This is a genomic window from Mariniflexile litorale (genome assembly GCF_031128465.2).
GTDB classification, from domain to species: Bacteria; Bacteroidota; Bacteroidia; order Flavobacteriales; family Flavobacteriaceae; genus Mariniflexile; species Mariniflexile litorale.
Genome location: NZ_CP155618.1, coordinates 4054618 through 4078041, shown reverse-complemented (window position 1 = coordinate 4078041; position 23424 = coordinate 4054618). Strand labels below are relative to the sequence as shown.

General features: G+C 32.5%; 23 protein-coding genes. 7 read left to right on the top strand and 16 right to left on the bottom strand.

Annotated elements, in window-relative coordinates; translation table 11 throughout:
- Positions 1 to 17: 17 nt before the first annotated feature.
- The 5 genes from QLS71_RS17290 to QLS71_RS17270 all read right to left on the bottom strand — a co-directional run bounded on the left by QLS71_RS17290 (position 18) and on the right by QLS71_RS17270 (position 6222).
- Positions 18 to 1976, bottom strand: a complete 1959-nt coding sequence (locus QLS71_RS17290) for a transglutaminase domain-containing protein (RefSeq protein WP_308992034.1) — start codon at positions 1974 to 1976, stop codon at positions 18 to 20.
- A 51-nt stretch (positions 1977 to 2027) separates the two neighbouring features.
- Positions 2028 to 3392, bottom strand: a complete 1365-nt coding sequence (locus tag QLS71_RS17285) for an exonuclease domain-containing protein (RefSeq protein WP_308992098.1) — start codon at positions 3390 to 3392, stop codon at positions 2028 to 2030.
- 88 nt (positions 3393 to 3480) lie between these two features.
- Complete coding sequence (locus QLS71_RS17280; protein WP_308992033.1) at positions 3481 to 4149, bottom strand: YggS family pyridoxal phosphate-dependent enzyme; 669 nt, start codon at positions 4147 to 4149, stop codon at positions 3481 to 3483.
- Positions 4150 to 4249: 100 nt separating this feature from the next.
- Positions 4250 to 5140 (bottom strand): 3-hydroxybutyryl-CoA dehydrogenase, encoded by an 891-nt coding sequence (locus QLS71_RS17275; protein ID WP_308992032.1) that lies wholly within the window; start codon positions 5138 to 5140, stop codon positions 4250 to 4252.
- A 77-nt stretch (positions 5141 to 5217) separates the two neighbouring features.
- Positions 5218 to 6222, bottom strand: a complete 1005-nt coding sequence (locus tag QLS71_RS17270; RefSeq protein ID WP_308992097.1) for a Gfo/Idh/MocA family oxidoreductase — start codon at positions 6220 to 6222, stop codon at positions 5218 to 5220.
- A 316-nt stretch (positions 6223 to 6538) separates the two neighbouring features.
- Here QLS71_RS17270 and QLS71_RS17265 point away from each other — a divergent pair, with 316 nt between their 5' ends.
- The gene (locus QLS71_RS17265; protein ID WP_308992096.1) at positions 6539 to 7180 is read left to right on the top strand and encodes a protein-L-isoaspartate(D-aspartate) O-methyltransferase; all 642 of its coding nucleotides are present in this window, start codon (positions 6539 to 6541) and stop codon (positions 7178 to 7180) included.
- Positions 7181 to 7247: 67 nt separating this feature from the next.
- Here the strand turns inward: QLS71_RS17265 and QLS71_RS17260 are convergent, their stop codons facing one another.
- Complete coding sequence (locus QLS71_RS17260; RefSeq protein ID WP_308992031.1) at positions 7248 to 7787, bottom strand: hypothetical protein; 540 nt, start codon at positions 7785 to 7787, stop codon at positions 7248 to 7250.
- Positions 7788 to 7825: 38 nt separating this feature from the next.
- On the bottom strand, positions 7826 to 8284 hold the full coding sequence (gene smpB / locus QLS71_RS17255) for an SsrA-binding protein SmpB (protein WP_308992030.1): 459 nt from the start codon (positions 8282 to 8284) through the stop codon (positions 7826 to 7828).
- 132 nt (positions 8285 to 8416) lie between these two features.
- On the opposite strand from smpB, the gene QLS71_RS17250 reads away from it, so the two are divergent.
- Both QLS71_RS17250 and lpdA read left to right on the top strand, forming a co-directional pair.
- A complete protein-coding gene (locus QLS71_RS17250) occupies positions 8417 to 9997 on the top strand; it encodes a S41 family peptidase (protein WP_308992029.1) in 1581 nt (526 codons plus the stop codon).
- Positions 9998 to 10168: 171 nt separating this feature from the next.
- Positions 10169 to 11569 carry a dihydrolipoyl dehydrogenase gene (lpdA, locus tag QLS71_RS17245; protein WP_308992028.1) on the top strand — a complete coding sequence of 467 codons (1401 nt, stop codon included), beginning with the start codon at positions 10169 to 10171 and terminating at the stop codon, positions 11567 to 11569.
- A gap of 76 nt (positions 11570 to 11645) precedes the next feature.
- Here lpdA and QLS71_RS17240 read toward each other — a convergent pair whose 3' ends face one another.
- From QLS71_RS17240 to QLS71_RS17220, 5 genes are all read right to left on the bottom strand, one after another.
- A complete protein-coding gene (locus tag QLS71_RS17240; protein ID WP_308992027.1) occupies positions 11646 to 12137 on the bottom strand; it encodes a threonine/serine exporter family protein in 492 nt (163 codons plus the stop codon).
- A gap of 1 nt (position 12138) precedes the next feature.
- Positions 12139 to 12906, bottom strand: a complete 768-nt coding sequence (locus QLS71_RS17235; RefSeq protein WP_308992026.1) for a threonine/serine exporter family protein — start codon at positions 12904 to 12906, stop codon at positions 12139 to 12141.
- A 20-nt stretch (positions 12907 to 12926) separates the two neighbouring features.
- Positions 12927 to 13601, bottom strand: a complete 675-nt coding sequence (locus QLS71_RS17230) for a PrsW family glutamic-type intramembrane protease (protein WP_308992025.1) — start codon at positions 13599 to 13601, stop codon at positions 12927 to 12929.
- A 9-nt stretch (positions 13602 to 13610) separates the two neighbouring features.
- Positions 13611 to 14162 carry an NUDIX domain-containing protein gene (locus QLS71_RS17225; protein ID WP_308992024.1) on the bottom strand — a complete coding sequence of 184 codons (552 nt, stop codon included), beginning with the start codon at positions 14160 to 14162 and terminating at the stop codon, positions 13611 to 13613.
- 145 nt (positions 14163 to 14307) lie between these two features.
- On the bottom strand, positions 14308 to 15390 hold the full coding sequence (locus tag QLS71_RS17220) for a M42 family metallopeptidase (RefSeq protein ID WP_308992023.1): 1083 nt from the start codon (positions 15388 to 15390) through the stop codon (positions 14308 to 14310).
- A 206-nt stretch (positions 15391 to 15596) separates the two neighbouring features.
- Here QLS71_RS17220 and QLS71_RS17215 point away from each other — a divergent pair, with 206 nt between their 5' ends.
- The 3 genes from QLS71_RS17215 (at position 15597) to QLS71_RS17205 (ending at position 17485) form a co-directional block, all read left to right on the top strand.
- Positions 15597 to 16274, top strand: a complete 678-nt coding sequence (locus QLS71_RS17215; protein ID WP_308992022.1) for a DUF4294 domain-containing protein — start codon at positions 15597 to 15599, stop codon at positions 16272 to 16274.
- A 9-nt stretch (positions 16275 to 16283) separates the two neighbouring features.
- Positions 16284 to 16910 carry a hemolysin III family protein gene (locus QLS71_RS17210; RefSeq protein WP_308992095.1) on the top strand — a complete coding sequence of 209 codons (627 nt, stop codon included), beginning with the start codon at positions 16284 to 16286 and terminating at the stop codon, positions 16908 to 16910.
- Between the two features lie 77 nt (positions 16911 to 16987).
- Complete coding sequence (locus QLS71_RS17205) at positions 16988 to 17485, top strand: GNAT family N-acetyltransferase (RefSeq protein ID WP_308992021.1); 498 nt, start codon at positions 16988 to 16990, stop codon at positions 17483 to 17485.
- Between the two features lie 24 nt (positions 17486 to 17509).
- Here QLS71_RS17205 and QLS71_RS17200 read toward each other — a convergent pair whose 3' ends face one another.
- The 3 genes from QLS71_RS17200 to QLS71_RS17190 all read right to left on the bottom strand — a co-directional run bounded on the left by QLS71_RS17200 (position 17510) and on the right by QLS71_RS17190 (position 19439).
- Positions 17510 to 17938, bottom strand: coding sequence for a DUF4268 domain-containing protein (locus QLS71_RS17200; protein ID WP_308992020.1), 429 nt, complete (start codon positions 17936 to 17938; stop codon positions 17510 to 17512).
- 61 nt (positions 17939 to 17999) lie between these two features.
- On the bottom strand, positions 18000 to 18674 hold the full coding sequence (locus tag QLS71_RS17195) for a ZIP family metal transporter (protein WP_308992019.1): 675 nt from the start codon (positions 18672 to 18674) through the stop codon (positions 18000 to 18002).
- Positions 18675 to 18707: 33 nt separating this feature from the next.
- Entirely contained in the window at positions 18708 to 19439 is a 732-nt protein-coding gene (locus tag QLS71_RS17190; RefSeq protein ID WP_308992018.1) for a class I SAM-dependent methyltransferase, read from the bottom strand.
- 238 nt (positions 19440 to 19677) lie between these two features.
- Here QLS71_RS17190 and QLS71_RS17185 point away from each other — a divergent pair, with 238 nt between their 5' ends.
- Positions 19678 to 20835 (top strand): THUMP domain-containing protein, encoded by a 1158-nt coding sequence (locus QLS71_RS17185; RefSeq protein WP_308992017.1) that lies wholly within the window; start codon positions 19678 to 19680, stop codon positions 20833 to 20835.
- 857 nt (positions 20836 to 21692) lie between these two features.
- Here QLS71_RS17185 and nhaD read toward each other — a convergent pair.
- A complete protein-coding gene (nhaD, locus tag QLS71_RS17180) occupies positions 21693 to 22988 on the bottom strand; it encodes a sodium:proton antiporter NhaD (RefSeq protein WP_308992016.1) in 1296 nt (431 codons plus the stop codon).
- Between the last annotated feature and the right edge of the window lie 436 nt (positions 22989 to 23424).

Below are 23424 nucleotides of genomic sequence, written 5' to 3'. Positions count from 1 at the left end.
AAGTAATGAAAGATTTATTACTTCTTTTTTAATAATATAATAGAATTGGTTTGTATATCTACTATCTTATTAAAGAATTCTTTTAAATAAGGATAATATTCTGGTGCGTAAATTGCTTCATTAAACGTCACTTTAAATATCATGTTGATAGAATTACCAATTAAATTGGTATAAAAAATTATTTGCCCTTTACCATCTGGTAAATTTAAAGCAATATCTTTTGGTTTTTCTAAAATAGTATACGCATCACTAAAATTTAGTTTAAAAGTATAGTAATAGGTGTCTTTATATCCGAAATCTATAGGGTAGGTTCTTTCTTGAAGTTTAAAAGGATTTCCATTAAAAAACTTTATTATAAAAGGGTTTAAATAAATGTTGTCTCCAGTTAAGTTATTTTCAAATTCAATATTGTAAGTTTCCACAAAATCAGAACTTGTTTCCCCTTCACTTAAAACCTGATGATTTGATATTTCAATATTAGGGGTTTTATCTTGTTTCTTATTTATATAAATCTCTTTATTTGGGTAATATGCTTTTCTTGAGTTTAATGCATGATATCCTGTGTTTTTTCCATATACATTGCCAGATATTTGTTCTTTTTCATCTAAATTTAATTCAACTTTATATTGTATGGTAGATGGTTTCTCAGGCTCAATATCAATCCAATCACTTCCTTTTTTTAAATCTAAAATACGGCCATAACCATTTAAACACTTAAAAGGAATATCTCCAAAGCTTATGTATTTATCGGTGGCATCTAATAAATATGTTTTGTCGTTAATAGTGGCTTGAACTATTAAATAGTTGAATTCTGAAATAACAGGAAATATTTTTGTTGCAAACCCATTGTTTCTGGTGGATAGTAATATGGGTTTTACATCTATCCCTGCATCTTGTAATAAATTGTGAAGTAAAATATTTATTGATGAAACATTTCCAGATTTGTTTTTAATAAGGTCTTTAACAGAAACCTCATGAAATATCCTGTATTCATCATTCCAAGTATAGTTTTGTTGTACATAATTATATATGCTTTGTGCTTTTTTTAAAATATCGGTTTCACTTAATATGTCGTTACTTAGTAAGGTTTCAGTATCAACAGACTTAGTAAGTTGCCTGCCAATATTTATATCTTTTCTTAATTCATTATCAACGGTTTCCCAGGTTTTTGCATAATTGTTTTTTACACCTCGAAAATCTTGAAAAGTTTTTAATTCGTATTCTATACGTGCTAAATAATTACTTTTAGTAGTCATGTAATCTTCTTCTATAAAAGCAGGTATATCTTTCATAACATATATTGAATTACTGCAATCAGCTGCACCACCATTAGAAACAACTAGACAATTCTTTTCTAATTTAGAATCATTTTTATATAATTTTTGGCCACCAATGAGCTTGATACTATAATCCCAGTTAGCAGGAATACTAGTTTTGTATTCGCTATACAATTTTGGAATGGCACCTTGGAAATCCCAACTTTTATAGTTAAACATAAAATGAGAAATAAGTGTATAACTGTAGGTTATTACAGAGCCTTCTTTGATATTAGGTATTGCAAATTTCACAAGTGTATGATTTTCATCATACTTTTCAGTAAAAATGTCTTTTTCGTTTAGATTAGTTTTTACAACAGTACCGTTTTCTAAATTGTAGGTTGTCGCATTAATTTTTTTTACCCTTTCATCGCTGCGGTCACTATTATAGAGGTGAATAACAACATTAGCATTATCAAAGCCTTCGCGCTTTAGTATTTTTATTTTATGCCTTATTTCAGTTCTCAAATTAAATTCTTCTTTATCAACATAGCTATTGCCATCTTCATAAATAACCAAAGCATTGGCCGTAGAATCTTTTACAAACGTTGAAGATTTAATATCATCTAACGTAACAATATAGCTTTCTGAATTGTAGTTTTCTTGTGAAAAACTTAATAAACTATAAAGAATAAGTAGGAAAGTGAGATTTTTTTTCATGCTTTTGTTGGCGTTTATTCTGAAATTTTGTCCTAAATTTCTTAAAGTTTATTAACCAAACAAAATTATTTTCACTCTATTGTTTCTTCGAAGATAACTTTGAATAATATGTTGGGTGTCCCTATTGTTTTGCATTGGGGTAATAATGGATTCTAAAACCTCAATATTGTTTATTTGATAATTTAAATTGAAAAAACCTAAGCCTTTAAAAACGCCGTTTTCTATTAAAATAGCACTGCGTTCATCAATGTCTCTTCCTTTATCAATAATTACCATGTTTTTGTTTTTGTAGCTATTTTTATTGATTAATTCGGTAACGCGTTTGTTGTAAGATTCTGCAGGTTCCTTTCCTATGCAAGCGCCTTCACAAGTTTTAATGTCGTAGTTAAAGCAACTGGTTTTAGTTTTGTATAAACCTGTTAATTTTTGGCACAATTTATAATCTTCAACCACTTTAGTTATGAAACTTTTGCCGCTTTGTTTGTTACTAAAAGTTGTTATGGGGTTTTTACGACCATCGGCCACATCAATTTTTAAATTGATATATCCATTGTCGTCAATAAAACTATAAAGTGCATGGGTGAATGTTGTACGGCGTAAGGCTCTGTTAAAAATAGGTTTGATACGTTTAATTTCTTCGCTTTCTTTTAAAAGTGCCACCAATTCACTGCCAGTAGTTTCATAAGTTACAGCCGTTACTTGGTCTTGTATTTTTTTTGATTTTTGATTGGTGTTTGTAAAGTGTTGATTAATACGTTTTTTAATATTATTACTTTTTCCAATGTAAATGATGCCTCCATCGGCTTTATGAATGTAGTATACACCAGTTATTGATGGCAATTCTGCGATAATATCAAGATGTCTGGGTTCTAATTGAAGTTTTGGATTTAATCGAATGGATTGTTGAATGATACTTTTAGTAGTATCCTTATCCAAAAGCATTTTAAATAATTTGACGGTAGCTAGAGCATCTCCCGAAGCACGGTGTCTATCGGTTACAGGAATACCAAGCGAGCGTACTAACTTCCCTAAACTGTACGATGGTTGCTCTGGTATTAAATCTTTGGCAAGTTCTACAGTACAGAGCGACGGACGGATATACTCAAAACCTAAGCGTCTAAATTCTGTACACAAAATGCGGTAATCGAATTGGGCATTATGAGCTACTAGAATGCAATCTTCGGTAATTTCAACAATGCGTTTGGCTATCTCATAAAATTTAGGGGCATGTCGTAACATACCGCTATTTATACCTGTAAGATTTACTACAAACGGTTGTATCTCACGTTCAGGGTTAACAAGACTTATAAATTGATCGACAACTTGGTGGCCATCAAATTTATAGATAGCTATTTCTGTTATGCCTTCTTCATTATACTTACCACCAGTGGTTTCTATGTCTAATATTGCGTAAATTTGCTTTTCGTTTAGATGTTTGTTGTTAAGGCGTTTACTGTTTTGTTGTTTCAACTTAACAACTCCACAACAACCGACTCAACATTTTTTAATTGTAATTACGTTCACCAAATATACTGCTTCCTACACGAATCATAGTGCTTCCACAACTAATAGCTAAGACATAATCACTACTCATTCCCATACTAATGGTTTCAGGTTTAAAGTTAATCGATTCATACGATTTCAAACTATCAAAAAAGGTTTTTAATAAAGTAAATTCTTTTTTAATTTGATTTTCATTTTCAGTAAATGTTGCCATTCCCATAACTCCAACAACTTGTATGTTTTTTAATTGTAAAAACGCTTCAGATTTTAATACCTCAGAAGCTTCTACAAAGGTCATTCCAAATTTAGAATCTTCTAAAGCTATTTTAATTTGAAGTAAACAATTAATAACTCTATCGTGTTTTTTAGCTTGTTTATTTATTTCTTCCAGCAGTTTAAAATTATCAACCCCATGAATTAAACTCACAAATGATGCCATGTATTTTACTTTATTGCTTTGTACATGTCCTATCATATGCCATTCAATATCTTTTGGCATGATTTCATATTTTTCAGCCATTTCCTGAATTTTGTTTTCCCCAAAAATACGCTGACCCGCATGGTAGGCTTCCATTAAATCGGTTACAGGTTTGGTTTTTGAAACAGCTACTAGAGTAATATGTTTTGGTACCCTAGACTTTATATAATTAAGGTTTTCTTGTATGTTCATTTCTAATGTGTTCAGATCTTTGTCGTTTAATTATAAAAATATTAACAACTAAACTCCTTAATTTTAGTAGGTGCAATACTTTGCGTTAGTAAGCAATTAATCATTTTATAAGCTGTTTCGAAATTTTATCGGCTTTTTTGCTTTCGGAATAATCGTAAAAACCTTCTCCTGATTTAATACCTAATTTGCCTGCATTCACCATATTTACCAATAATGGGCATGGCGCATATTTTGGATTTTTAAAACCATCGTACATTACCCGCAATATGGATAAACAAACATCTAGTCCAATAAAATCGGCTAATTGTAGGGGCCCCATAGGGTGTGCCATTCCTAATGTCATAACGGTATCAATTTCATGTACACCAGCAACACCATGGTATAAGGTTTCGATAGATTCGTTAATCATGGGCATTAAAATACGGTTGGCAACAAACCCAGGGTAATCGTTTACTTGAACAGGAATTTTACCTAATGTTTTAGATAAATCCATAATGGTTTTAGTAACACTGTTACTTGTGTTGTATCCTCGAATTATTTCAACCAATAGCATAATAGGCACTGGATTCATAAAATGCATCCCAATGACTTTATCGGGTCTTGAAGTTACCGATGCGATTTGTGTAATTGAAATAGAAGAGGTGTTGGTTGCTAAAATGCAATCTTTAGAGCAAGCACTATCGAGTTGTTTGAAGATATTTAATTTTAAATCGATATTTTCGGTCGCGGCTTCAACTACTAAATTTGCATTTTTAACCCCTTCAGAAATACTTGTAAAAGTGCTAATATTTTTAAGTGTGTCTTGTTTTTGATTCGCTGTAATGGCTTCTTTAGCCACCATTCTATCTAGATTTTTTGCAATAATTGTTAGACCTTTATTAAGAGATTCTTCACTAATATCAATAAGATTGACCTTAAATCCGCTTTGAGCAAAGGTATGTGCAATACCATTTCCCATAGTACCAGCTCCTATAATAGCTATATTTTTCATAATCCTCTCTTAATCTCTCCAAAGGAGAGAAACTGTTATGTTAAATAGTTTCCTATAATTTAGTTTAATTACAAATTTTACTCATTAGAGTTTCCTTCCTTTTGGGAAGGATTAAGGATGGGATCAAAACAATTAATAATCTGCGTAGCAACACGCAAAGCCTCTGTGCCATCCTGAAGCGTCACTACTGGTGATGTATTTGTATTAATAGCATCAGCAAAAGCTTCTAATTCATCGAGAATGGAGTTGTTATTTGCTACATGTGGATTATCAAAATAAATTTGCTTTTTATCGCCTTCAGCATTTTGAAGCACCATATCAAAATCACCGGGACTTTCAGGAGCATCTTTCATTTTTACTACTTCACATTTTTTATCTAAAAAATCGACTGAAATGTAGGCATCCTTTTGAAAAAAACGTGCTTTACGCATCTTTTTAAGTGAAATTCTACTAGCAGTGAGATTGGCAACACAGCCGTTTTCAAATTCAATACGCGCGTTCGCAATATCGGGCGAGTTACTAATTACTGCCACACCACTAGCGCTAATGTTTTTTACTTTCGATTTTACAACACTTAAAATAATGTCAATGTCATGAATCATTAAATCCAATACCACAGGCACATCGGTACCACGCGGGTTAAATTCCGCTAAGCGGTGTGATTCTATAAACATGGGTGATTTTATCTCATCTTTCACCGCTAAATATGCTGGGTTAAACCGTTCTACATGGCCAACTTGCCCTCTCAGGTTATTTTCAGCAAGAAGTTCTCTAATATGTTCAGCTTCTTCAACGGTATTTGTTATAGGTTTTTCAATAAAAATATGTTTTCCTTTTGCAATAGCTTTTTTGGCACAATCGTAATGCGATAGGGTAGGCGTTACAATATCTACCATATCTACAGCATCAATAAGAGCATCAATAGAATTGAAAAATTTATATCCAAATTCAGCTTCTACTTTTTTGCCGTTGTTTTCATCGGCATCATAAAAACCAACAAGCTCATATTTATCAGATTGTTTAAGAAGTCTTAAATGAATTTTTCCAAGGTGGCCAGCACCAAGTACTCCAGCTTTTAGCATCATATGTTACGTTTTCAACAAAAATAAGATATTTAGAACATGAATTTGACTATTATACACGAAATTTTAGTTAAAAAAATATTAGTGCGTTCCCCTTCGGGTCGGGTTTTCCGCGCTACATGGTAGCTTGCTTCAACCCCTAACGCGGGCCTATTTGCTAAAAGTCTTGTTCATCTCACGTTTAAATACTTTTATGAAAATTGTAGTCATATTTAATTTGTAATTAACAGATTAAAAACAACATAAAATTAATTTCTATTTAAACTTTTTAAGCTTAAAATGTTTGAGTAATTTTAACCTTCAAACCAAACCAACATTGAAAGATACTTTTAAGCATAAAGGATTACGCCAGCAGTTAGTTAATGTATTAGTAAACAAAGGAATAAAAAATGAAGCCGTTTTAAAGGCTATTGGTAATATACCTAGGCATTTGTTTATGGATTCTGGTTTTTTAGATCATGCCTATCAAGATAAAGCATTTCCTATTGCGGCAGACCAAACCATTTCGCAACCTTATACCGTGGCTTTTCAAACCGAATTATTGCAAGTAAAAAAAGAAGATAAAATTCTAGAAATAGGTACAGGAAGCGGTTACCAAACAGCTGTTTTATGCGAATTAGGGGCTAAAGTATATAGTATAGAACGTCAACTTGAGCTGTTTAAAAAAACGAATCATTTCTTACCCAAATTAGGATACCGCGCAAAGAAGCTTATTTTTGGAGATGGTTATAAAGGCCTAAAAGAACAAGCACCTTTTGATAGTATTATAGTAACGGCTGGTGCACCTTTTGTGCCTAAGCCCTTATTAAGTCAGTTAAAAATAGGTGGTAGGTTGGTAATACCTGTTGGAGATGATGTGCAAATTATGACACTTTTTATTAGAAAAGATATCAAAGAATTTGAACAACACGAGTTTGGTGAATTCCGTTTTGTGCCATTGTTAGAGGATAAGAATTAATTGTTAAGTTGTGTGGAGTTGTTTAATCCACACAACTTAATAAAAAACGACTAACCAACTAACGTTTTTATTTCGGTAAATAATTTCTAGGTATTGGGTTTCTTCGGTTTTCGTTATCCCAAAACACATTAATTATCCACCAGCGTTTACCGTCGTTAAGTAATTGGATACTGTTAATACCTCGCATAAAAGGTTCCTCATCAGTTTTACTGTGAAACGATTCAAATGTGCTAAACACATGTGCCATGTTACCAAAAGCATCAACTGTTCTGTGAATTTCTTTTTCAATAAAACCATTATCTACTATCCATTTCCCAGAACTTTTAACATAATCGTCTGGTTTCATATAGCGTATTTGAAATGCTCTTTCATTATTTTTGCCCGAAGTAATTAATTTGCCATCTGGGTGAAATAAAAATTTAAAAAGTGTCCAATCTCTTTTTTTGCCCTTTTCACCCGAAATAACTGCATATAAAGAATTGATAGTACTGTCTATAGTTAATACGTTCTCCGTATAATCTTTGGCCGCATCTTTACCTTTTTCTTGAGATTGTATGTTTACAGATACAAAAGAAATTAAAACCAGTAGGAGCAATTTTTTTATCATTTTTAAACAGATTAGTTACCTATATGTATATTAGTAATTTATTTAAAGTTTTTCTTTATACGGTCTAAATCGCGTTTACTATCGCGGTCTTTTATGGTTTCTCGTTTATCAAAAAGCTTTTTACCTTTAGCTAAAGCAATGTCCATTTTGGCATAACCTTTTTCATTAATAAACAAACGCAGCGGAATAATAGTAAGCCCCGAGTTTTGAACTTCTTTATGTAATTTTTTAAGTTCTCGCTTATTTAGAAGCAATTTCCGTTCCGCTTTTGGACGGTGGTTGTAATAATTACCAAAAGCATATTCTTCAATGGTGGCATTAATTACAAAAAGCTCTCCTTTTTCATTAAACTCACAAAAACTTTCTGCGATTGAGGCTTTACTGCTTCTAATCGATTTTATTTCGGTACCCGTTAGTACAATACCAGCGGTATACTTATCTAAAATTTCATATAGAAAGCGTGCTTTTTTGTTTTGTATGTTTATTTTTTTTTGCATCGACCACAAAACTACATAAATTTATTTTTAGACTCACATTCCTTTTTATTGAAACGTTAAATAAATTTAAATCCTTTTTGGATTGATTAAAATACGAGTAATTTACAAGAGCTTAAAATAGTAGTATAGTGTATGAAAAAACAATTCCTGTTTCTTGTTGTTTTAATGTTTTTCGTGTCTTGCGGAAACATTAAAAAACATAACGAGCAAATTACAAAGTTACACACTGTTGAGAGTTTAAGAAGTGATGTCGATAAGGTTTATAATCAATTAAAAAAACACCATCCCAAATTGTATGAATATACTAGTAAGGAAATTTTAGACTTTAAGTTCGATAGTTTAAAAAAAGCGATAACAATTGCAATACCATCACGCGAGTTTTATAAAAAATTGGCACCTGTGGTGGCTCAAATAAAACAAGGGCATATATCGGTAGGTTCGGTAAGCAAGCGTTTCACAAAAAAAGAGAAAAAAGCATTAATGAAACGAAAATTTGAATTTTATGATTTAGAATTTGAATATCTAGATAACAAACTTTGGGTAGTAGGTACCAAAGGAAACGATTCAACCGTTATTGGAAACGAAGTTTTTAAAATTGAAGGTGATACTGCCACAAACTTAGTTCAACTATACAAAAGTCTATTTTCTTCTGATGGATATAATCAAACCTTGTACAACAGGGCCGTGGGCAATCATTTTTCTACGTATTATTACAAAGACAAAGGTTTTTTAGACAGTCTTGACATTGAGTTTAAACAAAAAGATTCGCTGTTTACAAAAACGTTTAGACGTATTTTAAAAGCTGAAAAATCCAAAAACAACGATTCCATTGCTCCAATAATACCTCTAAAAATGAGTAAGGAAGAAAAGCGTCAAAACCGTTTGGCAGCCAAAAAGAAGCGTAAAGAAAATAGAAAGCGAGGTTTTATAGAAGCCAAAAAAGAGTATACTCGAAATTTTGATTTCATAGGAAAAGATAGTGTAGTTGCATACATGAAAATGAGAAGCTTTACTAATGGTAATTACAAGAAGTTTTATAAAGAAAGTTTCAAGAAACTGGATTCACTAAAAACTGAACATCTTATTTTGGATTTACGTGATAATGGAGGAGGAAGAATCGCAGAAATAGATTATCTCTATTCTTTTTTAACGAACAAGAATTATAAGTTAGTTGAAGAAAGTGAAGTAAACAGCCGTTTGCCTTATTTTAAATCTTTAATGAGCAACACTACGCCGTTTATAGTTAAAGCATCAACTGTTGTCCTTTCTCCGTTTATTATCGCTCAAAACTTGATGAAAACAAATAAAAGTGATGGTAAAATTTATTATAAATTCAGGTTTTCAAAAGAAAAAGAACCTAAAGAATTAAATTATAAGGGATTATTGTATGTCATAACTAATGGGAATTCTTTCTCAGCATCGTCGTTGCTGTCAACTCATTTGAAAGCTAATAAAAGAGCTGTTTTTGTAGGAGAAGAAACTGGTGGCGCTTATAACGGTTGTGTTGCTGGTATTTATAAAATTTACGAAATGCCAAACTCTAAATTAAACATAAGAATAGGATTAATGCAAATTGAAGCGCCTTATAAACAAATTCCAAATGGTTATGGCATCATACCAGATGTTGCTATTGTTCCTACTATTGAAGATCGAAAACAGCATAAAGATCCTGAGTTAGATTGGATACTTAATGATATAAAAACGAATAAATAATTGTTGAAATAAAATGAGTCGGTTTAAAAGATTCTCATCTGTAACGGGTATTATTTTGAATGTAATATAAATAGTAATTACTGTTATTTAAGATTTCTTTTTTATTGTCTTACCGCAAAACATTTGTATTTTTGTATTCAAATTTTTATAAACGAACTTCAATAATATAATATGAATTCATACGATGTAGCCATTATTGGCTCAGGACCTGGAGGCTATGTGGCAGCCATTCGTTGCGCACAATTGGGCATGAAAACAGCCATTATAGAAAAGTACAATTCTCTTGGCGGTACTTGCTTAAACGTAGGTTGTATTCCAAGTAAAGCACTTTTAGACTCTTCTCACCATTATGAAGATGCCATCAAGCATTTTGAAGAACATGGTATCGAAATTCCTGGAGACATTAAAGTGAACCTTGAAAAAATGATTGCCCGTAAACAAGCTGTGGTAGACCAAACAACTGGTGGTATTGATTTTTTAATGAAGAAGAATAACATTGATGTCTATCAAGGTTTAGGAAGCTTTAAAGATGCAACTCATATTACAATTTCTGGTGAAGAAACTATTGAAATTGAAGCTAAAAACACGATTATAGCAACTGGAAGTAAACCTTCAAGTCTGCCCTTTATAAATATTGATAAAGAACGTATCATAACATCTACCGAAGCTTTAAAACTTAAAGAAATACCAAAACATCTAATTGTTATTGGTGGTGGTGTTATTGGTTTAGAATTAGGCCAAGTTTACAAACGTTTAGGTGCTGAAGTATCTGTAGTTGAGTTTATGGATCGTATCATTCCAACGATGGATTCTGGTCTTTCAAAAGAACTTAATAAAGTATTGAAGAAACAAAAATTTAGTATTAACATATCTCATAAAGTGAAATCGGTTGAGCGTGTAGGTGATGAAGTCATTGTGAAAGCCGACAATAAAAAAGGAGAAGAAATTGAGTTTAAAGGTGATTATTGCTTAGTAGCTGTTGGTCGTCGTCCGTATACCGATGGCTTGAATGCTGACGCAGCGGGCGTAAAATTAACTGATAGAGGCCAAATTGAAGTTAACAATCATTTACAAACAAGTGCATCAAACATTTACGCAATAGGAGATGTGGTAAAAGGAGCTATGTTAGCTCACAAAGCAGAGGAAGAAGGCGTGTTTGTTGCTGAAACCTTAGCTGGACAAAAACCACATATCGATTATAACTTAATTCCGGGTGTTGTTTACACTTGGCCAGAAGTTGCTGCTGTAGGTCAAACCGAAGAGCAATTGAAAGATGCTGGAGTAGAATACAAAGTAGGTTCTTTTCCTATGCGTGCTTTAGGTAGAAGTAGAGCAAGTATGGATTTGGATGGTTTCGTTAAAATTTTAGCAGATAAGAAAACAGATGAAATTTTAGGCGTACACATGATTGGTGCACGTGCAGCAGATATGATTGCAGAAGCTGTTGTTGCTATGGAATTTAGAGCATCGGCTGAAGATGTATCGCGCATGAGTCATGCACATCCAACATTTACAGAAGCCATTAAAGAAGCTGCTTTAGCGGCAACAGACGATAGAGCTTTACACATTTAATAAATTTCTGCTAATACAAGAATTTCTATATAAAAAAAGCAAGCCATTTGGTTTGCTTTTTTTTATAGATTTAATTTCATGCTAAATCAATCTTTTTAACCGTACTTTTTCTCAATAAAAGCATAGGTAACGAAATCCCAGCAGTTATTGAAATTAATATAAAAAACATGGTAAATCCATTATAAAAAATAGAATCTATAAGAGCTATTCTTTTAACAATATCTTTTTCTATAAAAATAAAATTCATAACAGATAAAACGGTTTCATAAGCAAAGTAACCTGGAATCATAGGTATTACAGGTGGAATGCAAAAAACCACTGGAGGATGATGTATTTTATGAGAAATGGGCATACTAACTACAGCCACAAAAAGCACGGCAATAAAAGTGGACAATACAATGTTTAGATTAAATTTTAAGAGGGTAAATTTAATTAAGCCAGCAGTAAACCCTAAAATAAAAACAGTAATAATGGTTCCTTTTGGAATGTTAAAAAGTATTCCAAAACCTATAGCAGCCACTCCAGACCAAGCAGCAACTTCTAATAATTTCAAGATTATTTCCATCATATCAGTTTAATTGAAAAATTAGCATGGTTATAAATAAACCTAGCGCAATGGCAAGTACGGTCATAAGTCCTGTTGTAAAACGTACCATACCATTTATTATATTATTATCTAATAAATCGGTGAATGAATTAATGAGTGCAACACCAGGAACTAAGAATAAAATAGATGTAGCTAAAGCTGTTTGAGGGTTCGCACCAATATTATAAATAATGCCAATTCCTGCACATAGCGAGGCTATAAAAGAACTAAAAAATATACGGATATATACATTGAACTTTTCTTTATGGGTTAACTGAAAAACCAGTAGTCCAATAAATGTACTAATAAATGCCACAAGCATGTTTAAATAATCACCTTTAAAAATATTGCAAAAACCAGCACCGGCAAAACTTACAGCTATAAGAACGGTTAGTTTCGAATATCTTTTTTGGGTTCTTATTTTTTCAATTTCATTAGAAATTTGTTTAAGTGTCCAGTTTTCGTTTATGGCACCCCAACTGGCTTTACTAATGGCTGAAATGATAGAAAAATTGATAGCATGTGGTGGAATGTTTTTTACTCTTGTACAGCTTAGAGTAGAATCTTCTTGATATAATGTCATAATAATACTTTTATGACTTATAAAGCATGAGGTTTTAAAATTTAACCCAGCAGCAAATCTATTGATGCTCAAATTGACTCTTATTGTATTGGCTCCAGAAACCATGAGTAGTGATGCTATTTCTAAAAGTAAGTTTGTAGCTTTTATTAATTCTTTTGAAACATCCATTTTTATAAGATTTATAAGTATTAAACTTTAAAATTAGAGTTTAATTGATGACTTTTTATGGCTTTTCTAGATAATAGAACACCAATAAATAGCGAAATAAAGGCTCCTATCCAAACACCAGGAATGAAATCTATAAATAAGAAAAAGTCGTAGGTGCCATGAAATAATATAGCGAGTAATAAGCCTGCTAAATTTAGAATAATTTTATTCTTCGAAAATTTAGCCTTCCCCATAAAGTAACCCATTAATACTCCAAAAGTAGCATGTGCAGGTACTGCTGTTAATGCTCTTAAAAAAGCTGTTGTTATTCCGCCTTCTAGCACATAAAAAATATTTTCGGTTGCAGCAAAACCCATCGATACCATAACAGCGTAAACAATCCCGTCAAAAGGTTCATCAAATTCGTTATGAGTTTGTGAGTAATAAAGAACTATAAGGTATTTACTTAACTCCTCGGTAAAACCAACTACAAAAAATGCTTTTATAAATTGTTGTAAAACACTAGTTTGATCAGTAATAGGGAGGAATATATTAAAACCATAGTACATAATGATTGTAATAAGAATGCTAACGATGGCACCTAATAAAAAATTATATAATAATAAACGTTTAGGCTCTTTCTCATATTTATCTTTTAAATAGATATAGAAGATAACAATAAAAATAGGAGCAATGGCAAAAATGAGTAGATTCATGTGGTTGAATTAAGCTGTTTTTTTTATAATATTTTGCCACACCAACTCGTAATAAGCTTTATTAGAAGGCACAAAGTGATTATCTTCCCCAATATTTTTTATTAGTTTTTTAAAGGCATCTAGCGTAACAAATTTTAAAGCTTCAACCTCTTCTTCTTGGAGTGTTAATTTTGAAAGCGGGACTGAAATTTCGGCAATAAAGGTGTTGTGAAATTCATTATCTACCATACCATTATCATAAGTTTGAAAACATTCGAAAACACCAATAGATTGTAATTTATTTTCTGAAATTATGAGGCCTATTTCTTCCTCAGCTTCTCTAATGGCAGCTTGTTTAGGAGTTTCACCTGCATCTATATGTCCTGCAACTGACACATCCCACATAAGCGGACAAATAGTTTTTTTTGCTGAACGTTGTGATAATAACACCTCTCCATTTTTAGTGTAAAACCAAACATGTGACGTATGGTGGAAATATCCTTTTTGGTGAACTATTGATTTTAGTTCCGATTTTCCTGTGGGGTTTCCTTGCTTATCTACAATGTCTATGTATTCGTCCATAAAGAATTATGAAACGTCATTACGAGCTTTTTTACTAGAAAAAGAGCGAAGCAATCTTATGAAACTTATTCTAAAGTTTAGTATGGAACAAAGAACCAACAGATTGCTTCGTCGTACCTCTTCGCAATGACGTTTAAATTAAAAATTATTTAAAATAACTAAAGGTTTCTCCCTCTTCTATATTAAGTAAACTTTCGTAAATAAGTTTTATAACGTTTTCTACATCTTCTCTATGTACCATTTCTACAGTGGTGTGCATGTAGCGAAGTGGTAATGAAATTAAAGCAGAAGCAACACCGCCATTACTATAAGCAAAAGCATCGGTATCAGTACCTGTTGCACGCGACAAAGCGTTGCGTTGAAATGGTATTTTTTTAGCTTCGGCCGTATCTGTAATTAAATCACGAAGCTTTTGTTGTACCGCGGGTGCATAAGCAATTACTGGGCCTTTACCCATTTCTAAATCGCCTTGTGATTTCTTTTCAATCATGGGTGTAGTGGTATCGTGAGTAACATCGGTAACAATAGCCACATTGGGTTTAATGGTTTGCGTAATCATTTCGGCACCACGTAAACCAATTTCTTCTTGTACAGCATTAACAATGTAAAGTCCGAAAGGCAATGTTTTTTTATTTTCTTTTAATAAACGAGCCACTTCGGCAATCATAAAACCACCCATGCGGTTATCTAATGCACGACATACAAATTTATCACCGTTTAAAATATGGAATTCATCTGGGTAGGTGATAACGCAACCAACATGTACACCTAATGTTTCAACATCTTCTTTGGTTTTACAACCGCAATCGATAAAAATATTATCAGGTTTAGGAGCTTCTTCATTCGATTTGTCTCTTGTGTGGATGGCTGGCCAACCAAAAACACCTTTTACAATGCCATTTTTTGTGTGAATATTTACAACCTTACTCGGCGCTATTTGGTGATCGCTTCCACCATTTCTAATAACATAAATCAATCCGTTATCCGAAATATAATTCACATACCAAGAAATTTCATCTGCATGGCCTTCAATAACAACTTTATATTTTGCTTTCGGGTTTATAATGCCTACAGCTGTACCATAGGTATCTGTAATAAACTCATCAACATAAGGTTTTAAGTAATCCATCCACAGTTTTTGCCCAGTCCATTCATATCCTGTAGGCGCTGCATTGTTTAAATATGATTCTAAAAAGTCCATAGACTTTTTGTTTAAAATGCTCTTCATCGTCTTTTATTAAAGTTTTGCACTAAATTAATAATATTAAATACAAACTAACATAATTAAAATAATTATTGTTTTATATAGTTAATAATTATTTTAATTGTCTTAGGTTGCGTCTGAATTTTTTTTATCAATAAAATAAATAGGTAAAAAAAATGGTTTAATAGTGTAATTTGTTAAATTTGGTAGATTATTGCTCCAATGTTTTTATGAAGAATTTTATAATATATCTATTTTTAGTTTGTCCTATTTTTTTCTTTGCCCAAGCTAAAGATGATGATGAGGATGCTTCGGAATATCAATACATGTTTATTGAGGGCGATTCGGTACCTCAAACTATAGTCAATTTAAATCCTATTTATATACTTGGCGATTTAAAATTTCCTAGTAATGCAGACCGTATTAAGTATTTGATCTTACGCCGGAAAACACTTAAAGTATATCCCTATGCCAAATTAGCTTCTGAAAGGTTGGATTCTTTAAGTACAAGGTTGGAGTCGATGAAAAAAGCAAGTGAGAAGCGACGTTACACTAAAATGATTCAAAAATATATTGAAGGCGAGTTTTCTGATGAATTGAAAAAATTATCACGTACCGAAGGTCAAATTTTAGTAAAGTTAATACATAGGCAAACGGGTAAAACAACGTTTGGACTCGTTAAAGAACTCCGAAGTGGTTGGCGTGCCTTTTGGTACAATACAACCGCCAGTATGTTCGATATTTCCTTAAAAAAACTTTTCGACCCTAAAAATGTATATGAAGATTATCTTATTGAAGATATATTACAACGCAGTTTTAAAGATGGATTATTGGTTAGACAAAAAGCAGCAGAAGAATATAATTTTTACGAATTAACTGAAATTTGGTTAGATAAGCAGAAAAAATAAAAGTTGTCCATTCATAAACAAACACCATTTCAAGAGCTATTAAATGCCATTTCTCATGCCATTGGAGCTGTTTTTGGTGTTTTAGGATTGGTTTCTCTTATTATTTTCAACAGCTATAAAACGGATTGGAGTTTATTTAGTGTTATTGTTTATGGCATTTCTATTATTACTTTGTTTACCGCTTCAACGGTATTTCATTCTGTAAAAGACGAAGTTAAAAAACATTACTTCCGCATTGTAGATCACATTAGTATTTACTTTCTTATTGCGGGAACTTATACACCTATATTATTAATTACGTTACCCCAAAGTTTAGGGTGGACCTTATTTTATATAGTATGGGGTATCGCTTTTTTTGGCGTTATTTTAAAACTGTTCTTTACGGGAAGGTTCGAAATATTTTCAACGTTGTTATATTTAGTAATGGGGTGGCTTATTGTGTTCGATTTCACAAACCTTTCAATACAAATGGAGAGTAATGGTATATTGCTATTATTTGCTGGTGGATTATCGTATACTGTTGGTATTATATTTTATGCGATAAAGAAAATTCCTTATAATCATGTTATTTGGCATTTATTTGTGCTTGCTGGCGCAGTATTTCATTTTTTTATGATATTCTTTTATGTTATTTAATTGATCTTTTTTTCATTCCTTCAAAAGCATGAATCTCATTGTTTTTCATTTTATTATTGATTTTTACGGAATAGTTTATGATTAAAATAAAACCAGCATTAAGTTTAACTGATTTTAAAAGTATTTCAAAGCTGGCTGATATTATTTGGCTTGAGCATTACATATCAATAATTAGTTTAGAACAAATTGAGTATATGCTTATTAAATATAATTCAGTGCAGGCATTAGAAGATCAAGTTAATCAAGGATTTTTGTTTTTTTGTATCACTTATAATAATATTCCTGTAGGCTATCTAGGGGTTAAAAAAGAAATTGATTTTCTATTTCTAAGTAAACTGTATGTGTTAAATGATTATCGTGGAAAGAAAATAGGAAAAGCAGCGATGCAATATGTTACGGAATTGACGAACTCATTCCAACTGAAAAAAGTAATACTGCATGTGAATAAGTTTAATACTTCTTCTATTCTTGCTTATAAAAAAATGGGATTTATTAAAACCAAAGAAATAGTTACAGATATTGGCAATGGCTTTATAATGGACGATTATGAAATGGTAAAAGCGATTGAAAATTAACAATTAACAATTTTGCCTAAAGCTTCAACCCTCAATCACATCTTTATACTCCTCAAAAAAAGCTTCAAATAAGTTCATCTTTTCATTAAAGAATTCCATAACATCACGCCAAGTATTTTTGTTATGAATAGAGACTTTTTGTTCTAAGGGTATGTAAATTCTAGAAATTTCTTTTTCGTTTTCAAGAAAATAAGCTTCTTCAAAAATAGCTTCAGGTAAAAAATCGTCTAAAAGAATTGATTTTAAAGCCAGCAGTTTTTCCCAATACTTTATTCGGAATTCTAAATCGTCCTCCAAGTCAATAGCCACCAATGCTGTTTTTGTATCAAAATGAAATTTAAAACTAAATCCTTTTAATTTCGTGTCGTACAAAATCCATTTTCTAGGAAACGATTTCCCAAAACTTGTCCAAAATTCTTGACGTAATAATCTAGATTCTTCTTTTGAAAACATTTTTAAAAGATTCAAAGTTTCAAAGCTTAGGGCTTCAAAGTTTATAATTTTGTCTAAAGCCTCAAATCAAATATGCCACTCCAACACCTACAACAATAGATATAAATTTAGATAAATTAAATTTATGCCCTTCGCCGCTTTCAAATAAAATGGTGGTAGAAATATGAAAAAAGATACCTATAACAAAAGCATTAATAATTTGTGAATATGCCGCAACAGCTTCCCAAGTATTGCCTATATAAGTGCCTAAAGGCGTCATAAAAGCAAAAACTAATAAAAAGCCGGCTATTTGTGTTTTAGTATAACTAGATTGAAGTAAAAACATGGTGATTAAGGTTGCAATAGGAATTTTATGTACCAAAATACCGTAAACCATATCATTGTGGTCATGAATAGAAAAACCTTCTAAAAAACTATGAATACACAAACTAATAAACAACGACCATGGAAAAACGGTGGCGTGTTTATGGATGTGTACATGCCCATGTTCGGCACCTTTAGAAAACAACTCCAATACAATTTGGAGCATAATACCGCACATAATAAATAGCCCAGAACGTTTGGAGTCTAAGTGCTCGTATACTTCAGGAAGTAATTCAAAAAGAGTTAATGCTAATAAAAACGAGCCACTGAAAGAGAGCAGTAGCTTGTTATTCCAAGATTTTTGATTTTTAGTAACATTCGCTAAAATAAAGCCTAGAATAACAGCCAGAATTGGAAACAGAAATTTGTTCATTTAAAATAAAACCTGCTTAAAATTAAATTAATATTATTTAAAAATCATCACTAAACGCTCGGATGTTTTGGCGTTGTATTTATGCAATTTATAATCGCCAAAAATATCTAACAAAAAAACACCAGCTTGCTCAAAAAACGCTTCAAAGTCGGCTAAAGTAAAAGCCCTAACGCGTTCTTGAAACTCGAAATCTTCACCATCGGCAGTAAAGCTAATGTTTTTTACAATATAGCCATCCTTCACATAACGTTTTAAGTTGAAATTTATACCATCAACCGTTTTTACTTCTTCGGGCACTAAATTGTCTATAACAAATTCACTATTCATAAAATCTATAACGCCAAATCCGGTTTCATTTAAATCGGTTTTAATTGCATTTATGGTATGTAAATTGTATGCATCTTTCTCAAAATACCCAAAACTAGTGAATAAATTAAAAATAGCATCAAAGGGTTTGTTGTAAGGCTTACACATATCGTGCACATCAAAATGTAAGGTGTCATTTTCAAACTGTTTGGCGTAGCTAATGCTATTTTCGCTCAAATCGGCACCTGTAACATCAAAGCCTAGAGAGTTTAAGTACACTGCATGTCTACCACGGCCACAAGCCAAATCCAGTATTTTTCCATTTTCCGGAATGTTCAAATAATCCGTAAGCGTATCCATAAAATGTTGTGCTTCGGTATCATCTCTATCTTTGTATAAAATGTGGTAAAATGGCGTGTCAAACCAAGAAGTAAACCAAGTAGTTGAGTCTTTATTCATATTTTTATTTTGGGGTTACCCCCGAAGAAAAATCGGGGGTCAGGCTTTTCACTATATCTTTTTCCTTCTCTTTTTCGCTAGGTAAATACCTTGGCAATGGCATTCTCTCCTTTAGAGAGAGGTCTCGTAGAGACAGAGAGGAAAAAGGATGCCGTTTCAATCCTTAACCCATTATCAGCAAATGCTGGTTAATTAACCACAAAATTACGTTATTTTTGCAATCTATTCGAGATAAAAAATGGAAGAAAATTTTAATATGTTAGCCAAAACCTTATTTGGTTTTGAAGAATTACTAGCAAACGAACTCACACAACTAGGAGCAAAAGACGTTAAAACAGGAGTGAGAAGTGTGTCTTTTTCGGGTGATAAAGGCTTTATGTATAAAGCCAATTTGGCGTTACGTACCGCTATAAAAATATTAAAACCCATTAATTCATTTACCGTAAATAACGAACAAGATTTATATAACAAACTCTACCAAATGCCTTGGGAGCAGTATGTAAAACCTTCAGGAACCATTGCTGTAGATGCAACCATACACTCTGAGTTGTTTACGAATTCGTTATACATTGCACAAAAAACTAAAGATGCCATAGTAGATAAGTTTCGTGATACTACTGGCGAACGCCCCAATGTCGATTTAAAGTTTCCTGACTTAAAAGTTAATGTACATGTAGACAGGCACCAGTGTACCATTTCATTAGATTCTTCGGGAGATTCTTTACATAAACGTGGTTATAAATTAGCAACCAATATAGCGCCTATAAACGAAGTTTTGGCAGCAGGGTTGATTCTGTTATCGGGTTGGGACGGACAAACCGATTTCATGGACCCTATGTGTGGTAGTGGTACTATGCTTATTGAAGCGGCTATGATAGCTTGCAATATACCTCCAAACCTCATGCGTAAAGAATTTGCCTTCGAGCGTTGGAATGATTGGGATGTAGACCTTTTTGAAAAAATTGAAGCCTCCTTACTTGGTAAAACCCGCGATTTCCATCATAAAATTATAGGCTACGATAAAGCACCCAGTGCCGTAACTAAAGCCATTGAGAATGTTAAAAATGCCCAATTAGACGATTTTATAGAAGTAAAACATGAAGACTTTTTTAAAACCCAAAAAGGTGGCGACGAAAAATTACACATGGTATTTAACCCGCCATACGGCGAGCGTTTAAATATTGATATGGAAGAGTTTTACAAAAATATAGGAGATACCCTAAAACAAAGTTACCCGGGTACCGATGCTTGGTTTATTACCTCAAACTTAGATGCGTTAAAGCATGTGGGACTACGACCGTCTCGTAAAATACATTTATTTAACGCCAAATTGGAAGCACGTTTGGTTAAATATGTGATGTATGAGGGAAGTAAGAAGGGAAAGTATATGAAGTAATCGTTATGGGGATAAATTCCTGTTTTTATACTAAAATATAATATTTTCGGTCATTGCGAGGAGGCACGACGAAGCAATCTGTTTATTGTGAGTTGTGTATAAACTTTTAGTTTTGATTCATGAGATTGCTTCGTGCCTCGCAATGACGTATTGCAGGCACGACGAAGCAATCTGTTTATTGTGAGTAGTGTACAAACTTTTTGTTTTGATTCATGAAATTGCTTCGTGCCTCGCAATGACGTATTGCATTATGAGATTATTTCGCATCTTGCAATGAGGGTTAGGAAGTGTATTTCGTCAGGGCCAGGAGTTTCTATTTTTTTATAACTAGAACATAATATTTTCGGTCATTGCGAGGAGGCACGACGAAGCAATCTGTTTATTATGAGTTGTGTATAAACTTTTAGTTTTGATTCAAGAGATTGCTTCGCGCCTCCCAATGACGTATTGCATTATGAGATTATTTCGCATCTTGCAATGAGGGTTAGAAAGTGTATTTCGTCAGGGCCAGGAGTTTCTATTTTTTTATAACTAGAGCATAATATTTTCGGTCATTGCGAGGAGGCACGACGAAGCAATCTGTTTATTGTGAGTTGTGTATAAACTTTTTGTTTTGATTCATGAGATTGCTTCGCGCCTCCCAATGACGTATTGCATTATGAGATTATTTCGCATCTTGCAATGAGGGTTAGAAAATGTATTTCGTCAGAGCCAGGAGTTCCTGTTTTTTCATAACTAGAACATAATATTTTCGGTCATTGCGAGGAGGCACGACGAAGCAATCTGTTTATTGTGAGTAGTGCATAAACTTTTAGTTTTGATTCAAGAGATTGCTTCGCACCTCGCAATGACGAAAACTATATATTCAAAAGATAATAGGTTAAAACCCCTGCTAAATACCCCATAATAGCCAACCAACTAATCTTTTTCAAATACCATAAAAAGTCTATTTTTAAAATACCCATAATAGCAACTCCTGCTGCCGAACCAATAATTAAGGTACTTCCTCCAGTACCTGCACAATAGGCTAAAAGTTCCCAGAACTCATGGTTTTGTGGGTATAATGACAACGGATACATCCCCATAGCACCAGCTACCAATGGAACATTATCAACAATAGAAGAAATTAAACCTATTATAATATTAATTATATAAATATTACCAAAAGTGTCGTTTAATAAATTAGCCACTTCTGTTAAAAGCCCGCCAGTTTGCAAACTGGCCACAGCCAATAAAATACCTAAAAAAAACAGCACGCTTGGCGTATCTACTTTTCGAATAACATGTGCTACCGATAAATTTTGACGATGTTCTAAGGGTTTGTTTTTATGAATAATTTCGGTTACAATCCACAACACGCCCAAACTCAAAAGGATGCCCATAAATGGAGGGAGGTGTGTAAGTGTTTTAAAAACTGGTACAAATAATAAGCCAGTAACGCCTAACCAAAGTATGAGCGACGCTTCAAAAGAACTCGCTATTTGTTTGTGGTTGTCATGGTCTAAATGAGTGGTTTTTGCAATCACGCCTTTTTTTATAAAAGACAAAACTACAAGTGGTACAGCTAAACAAATAATACTTGGTAGCAATACTTCTTTAATAATATTCACAGCGGTTACTTGTCCGCCAATCCAAAGCATAATGGTAGTAACATCTCCAATAGGAGACCAAGCACCACCTGCATTTGCCGCAATAACGACAATACCTCCAAAAAACCAAATATCCTCTTTATCCTTCATGAGTTTTTTTAGCAATGTGGCCATAACAATGGTAGTGGTTAAATTGTCTAAAACAGATGATAAAACAAAGGTAACACAACCAATTATCCACAGTAATTTTACTCTATTTGTTGTTTTAATTTTAGAAGTAATAATTTCAAAACCCCCATGGGTGTCAATCAATTCTACAATCGTCATGGCTCCTAATAGAAAAAAGAGGATTTGCGATATTTCACCCACATGGTGCAAAATGGATTCATCAATAAAGTGAGCTTCTGGCGTAGTGGGAAAGATTGTTTCTTGTCCTATCACCAAAATAACCCAACACATAACCCCCGTAAGAATGGCAGATGCGGCTTTATCTATTTTAAGAGGATGTTCAAAAGCTATAAAAATATAGCCAATTATAAATGCAATAGCTAGAAGAGTATACATGTTTTAATTTTATTTAGCTTAAAAAGTTTCTGGTAAGTTCTTAATTTAATGAGTTTATTGTTTTTATAAAAACGCCGACTAATGTAGTCTATATTTCGTGTCGAATTGATTTTCTTAAAAAAGATTTTTGTAAACACAATATTTGTTAAGTAGAGGTTGATAGTAGAATGCTTTTAAACATCTTTTATAAAGAATGAAGACAACGTTTTTAAGAACCACCTAAAACATACATCTCCCTTGTATTCAGTAATATACTTATAAATTAAAATCGAATAAATACTTTTTTATACATAATTTTCGTTATTTTTAAAGTATAGAAATGGTACGTTTTGTTATTAGGACGCCTCCAATTACCAACTTATCCTAGGTTTAAGAATTATGAACCAAGTATGAATAGAGATTATAGGATTATTCTTAAGACTCAAAAGATACAGAG